This is a genomic window from Pseudomonas baetica (assembly GCF_051216495.1).
Taxonomy (GTDB): Bacteria; Pseudomonadota; Gammaproteobacteria; order Pseudomonadales; family Pseudomonadaceae; genus Aquipseudomonas; species Aquipseudomonas baetica_B.
Map to the genome: position 1 here is coordinate 1 of NZ_JBPKAM010000211.1, position 3,940 is coordinate 3,940.

General features: G+C 62.2%; 3 protein-coding genes. 2 read left to right on the forward strand and 1 reads right to left on the reverse strand.

From position 1 onward, the window contains the following. Positions 1-139: 139 nt before the first annotated feature. Complete coding sequence (locus ACSFE6_RS31150) at positions 140-850, reverse strand: FadR/GntR family transcriptional regulator (protein WP_435431206.1); 711 nt, start codon at positions 848-850, stop codon at positions 140-142. 281 nt (positions 851-1,131) lie between these two features. Here ACSFE6_RS31150 and ACSFE6_RS31155 point away from each other — a divergent pair, with 281 nt between their 5' ends. Both ACSFE6_RS31155 and gudD read left to right on the forward strand, forming a co-directional pair. After that, positions 1,132-2,478, forward strand: a complete 1,347-nt coding sequence (locus ACSFE6_RS31155; protein WP_435431207.1) for an MFS transporter — start codon at positions 1,132-1,134, stop codon at positions 2,476-2,478. Between the two features lie 25 nt (positions 2,479-2,503). Further along, positions 2,504-3,847 (forward strand): glucarate dehydratase, encoded by a 1,344-nt coding sequence (gene gudD, locus ACSFE6_RS31160; protein WP_435431208.1) that lies wholly within the window; start codon positions 2,504-2,506, stop codon positions 3,845-3,847. Positions 3,848-3,940: the final 93 nt, after the last annotated feature.

Below are 3,940 nucleotides of genomic sequence, written 5' to 3' on the forward strand. Positions count from 1 at the left end.
CCCCCCCCCCCACCCCCCCCCTCCCCTTCCCCCCCCCCCTCCCCCCCCCCCCCCCCCCCCCCCCCCCCCCCCCCCCCCCCCCCCCCCCCCCCCCCCCCCCCCCCCCCCCCCCCCCACAGGGGTATGCAAACGGCTGCAATCAGCTGGGTGAAAAACGGTCCCGGCTGTTGGTCAAATGCAACCACATCGCCGCTCGCGCCGCATCCGGGTCCTGGCGCTTGATGGCGTTGAGAATCGCCTCGTGCTCAAGGTTCGCCAGTTGCCCGAGCTTGCTCAGGTCCACCGCGCCACGCTCGGCGGCGTTGACCCGGGTTCGCGGAATCATGGCGCTGCCCAGGTGCTGCATGATCTCGGTGAAGCACAGATTGCCGGTAGCCTCGGCAATCAGCAGATGAAAACGCCGGTCGGCCTCGACACAACTGTCGTTGTTGGCCAGCAGGCTTTGATAGTCATCGAGGGCTTCGCGCATCTGCGCCAACTGCTGATCCGTTCGGCGCACCGCCGCCAGTGCCGCCGCCTGGGTTTCCAGGCCCATGCGCAATTCCAGAATGCTGCGCACCCCCAACGCGGTATCGACATTCAGCCGCAACCCCTGCTCCGGTGCGCGCTCCAGCACGAAAGTGCCGATGCCGTGACGGGTTTCCACCAGGCCTGAAGCCTGCAATTTCGAAATCGCCTCGCGCACCACGGTACGGCTGACACCGTGTTCCTGAACGATCGAGTTCTCCGACGGCAGCTTGTCACCAGGCAGCATCTGCCCGAGCAAGATGCTCTGGGTCAGCTTGGCCACCAGGTCGTGGGCCAGATTATGGCTGCGCTTGCGGGCAGGGGCGTCGAGGTCTTCTTGCATGGTGTTCATCCAAAGGCAGTGCTAGCGCAATCGTAGCACTGCGCTTGTCTGGAATCTCGAAAAAACACCGCCAGCTTGTATGACAACACTCAACAAACGTCGTGAAATGAGCTGTTTTTCGAGCACACCCAACTACAAAAATGAATAACACACCTTCGAATAATGGCTATTTTGTTGATCAACAGTGGTTGCAGGACAAAAAAATCTAGTTGTATGATGTCTATCAACAACGCGACACCCAATAACACCCCGCATAAAAATAATCAGTGGGAGAAACCGCAGTGAATACATCCATTTCCGGGATGGACAACGGCGCCGATTCGGCCCTGCAGTCCGCGATCTCGAAAGTCAAACGCCACGTCTTACCGCTGTTCGTCATCATGTTCATCGTCAATTACATTGACCGCGTGAACATCGGTTTCGTCCGCACCCACATGGAACACGACCTGGGCATCGGCGCTGCCGCCTACGGCCTCGGTGCCGGTCTGTTTTTCATCGGTTACGCGCTGTTCGAAGTGCCCTCCAACATCCTCCTGCAAAAAGTCGGCGCGCGTATCTGGCTGACCCGCATCATGCTGACCTGGGGCCTGGTGGCCGCGGGCATGGCCTTCATCCAGAACGAAACCCACTTCTATATCCTGCGGTTTTTGCTGGGCGTGGCTGAAGCCGGGTTCTTCCCCGGAGTGATCTACTACTTCACCCGCTGGCTGCCCGGCGCGGAACGCGGCAAGGCCATCGCGATTTTCCTCAGCGGCTCGGCGGTGGCTTCGTTGATTTCCGGCCCGCTGTCCGGCCTGCTCCTGCAAATCAACGGCCTGGGCATGCACGGCTGGCAATGGATGTACTTCATCGAGGGCATGTTCTCGGTGGGCCTGTGCGCCTTCGTCTGGTTCTGGCTGGACTCCAAACCCCACGACGCCAAATGGCTGAGCCGCGCCGAGCAGGACGCGCTAGTCAAGGCCATCGACGATGAACAGGCCGCTCGGGAAGCCGCATCGCCAGTCAAAGCGTCACTGGGCACGCTGCTCAAGGACCGGCAGATCATTCTGTTCTGCGTGATCTACTTCTTCATCCAGCTGACCATTTACGCCGCAACCTTCTGGCTGCCGAGCATCATCAAGAAGATGGGCGACCTGAGCGACTTCCAGGTCGGGATGTTCAACTCGATTCCGTGGCTGCTGTCGATTGTCGGCATGTACGCCTTCGCGTCGCTGTCGGCCAAGTGGAAGCATCAGCAAGCCTGGGTCGCCGTGGCCCTGCTGATCGCCGCGGCCGGGATGTTCATGTCCACCACCGGCGGGCCGATCTTCGCTTTCGTGGCGATCTGCTTTGCCGCACTGGGTTTCAAGTCGGCCTCCTCGTGCTTCTGGCCGATTCCCCAGGCCTATCTGGACGCACGCATCGCCGCCGGCGTCATTGCGCTGATCAACTCGGTGGGCAACCTCGGCGGCTTCGTCGCGCCGACCACCTTCGGCCTGCTCGAAGAACGCACCGGTTCGATCCAGGGCGGGCTGTATGGCCTGGCCGTGACCTCGATCATCGCCGCGATCATCGTCTTCGCCGCCCGCAACAAACCCAAGGCATCCCCCGCCGCCGTATCTGCTGCGCCTGCGCATAACCACGCCTGAATTCAGCGTTAAAGGATAAGAAAACATGACTACGCACGACACCGCCAAAGCCCCGATCATCACCAGCATGCAAGTCGTTCCGGTGGCCGGCCACGATGGCATGCTGCTCAACCTGAGCGGCGCCCACGGCCCGTTTTTCACCCGCAACATCGTGATCCTCAAGGACAACGCCGGCCACACCGGCGTCGGCGAAGTGCCGGGCGGCGAGCGCATTCGCCAGACCCTCGAGGACGCCCGCAGCCTGGTGGTTGGCAGCCCGATCGGCACTTACCAGAAGATTCTCAATCAGGTGCGCCAGACCTTCGCCGACCGCGACGCCGGCGGTCGTGGCCTGCAGACCTTCGACCTGCGCATCACCATCCACGCCGTCACCGGCCTGGAAGCCGCCCTGCTCGACCTGCTCGGCCAGCACCTGGACGTGCCGGTCGCCGCCCTGCTCGGTGAAGGCCAGCAGCGCGATGAAGTGAAGATGCTCGGGTATCTGTTCTATGTCGGTGACCGCAACGAAACCAACCTCGCCTACCGCAGCGAGCCGGATGCGGACAACGACTGGTTCCGCGTGCGTCACGAAAAAGCCATGACCGCCGACGCCGTGGTGCGCCTCGCCGAGGCCGCTCACGCAAAATATGGATTCAAGGACTTCAAGCTCAAGGGCGGCGTGCTCAGCGGCGATGCGGAAATTGAGGCAGTCACCGCCCTGGCCGAGCGCTTCCCCGATGCACGCATCACCCTCGATCCGAATGGCGCCTGGTCACTCAAGGAAGCCATCCGCTTGTGCCGTGATCAGCACAAGGTTCTGGCCTATGCGGAAGACCCGTGCGGCGCGGAAAACGGCTACTCGGGCCGCGAAGTCATGGCCGAGTTCCGTCGCGCCACGGGCCTGAAAACCGCGACCAACATGATCGCCACCGACTGGCGGGAAATGGGTCACGCAATCCAGTTGCAATCGGTCGACATCCCGCTGGCCGACCCGCACTTCTGGACCATGCAGGGTTCGGTACGCGTCGCGCAGATGTGCCACGAATGGGGCCTGACCTGGGGCTCGCACTCCAACAACCACTTCGACATTTCCCTGGCCATGTTCACCCACGTCGCGGCGGCCGCGCCGGGCGACATCACCGCCATCGACACTCACTGGATCTGGCAGGACGGCCAGCGCCTGACCAAAGCCCCGCTGCAAATTGTCGACGGTTGCGTGCAGGTGCCGCAGAAACCGGGGCTGGGGGTCGAGCTGGACATGGATCAACTGGCCAAGGCCCATGAACTGTACAAAGGCATGGGCCTGGGCGCGCGGGATGACAGCGTGGCGATGCAGTTTCTGATTCCGGGCTGGAAGTTCGATAACAAGCGGCCGTGTCTGGTGCGCTAGTCCAAAAACACCACATTCCCCTGTGGGAGCGAGCCTGCTCGCGAAGGCGGTGTGTCAGTCGACATTGATGTTGAATGTGACACTGTCTTCGCG

Bases quoted from the DNA above. Each gene is read 5' to 3' on its own strand.
- ACSFE6_RS31150 (WP_435431206.1), bottom strand. From the start codon at position 850: ATGCAAGAAGACCTCGACGCCCCTGCCCGCAAGCGCAGCCATAATCTG.
- gudD (WP_435431208.1), top strand. From the start codon at position 2,504: ATGACTACGCACGACACCGCCAAAGCCCCGATCATCACCAGCATGCAA.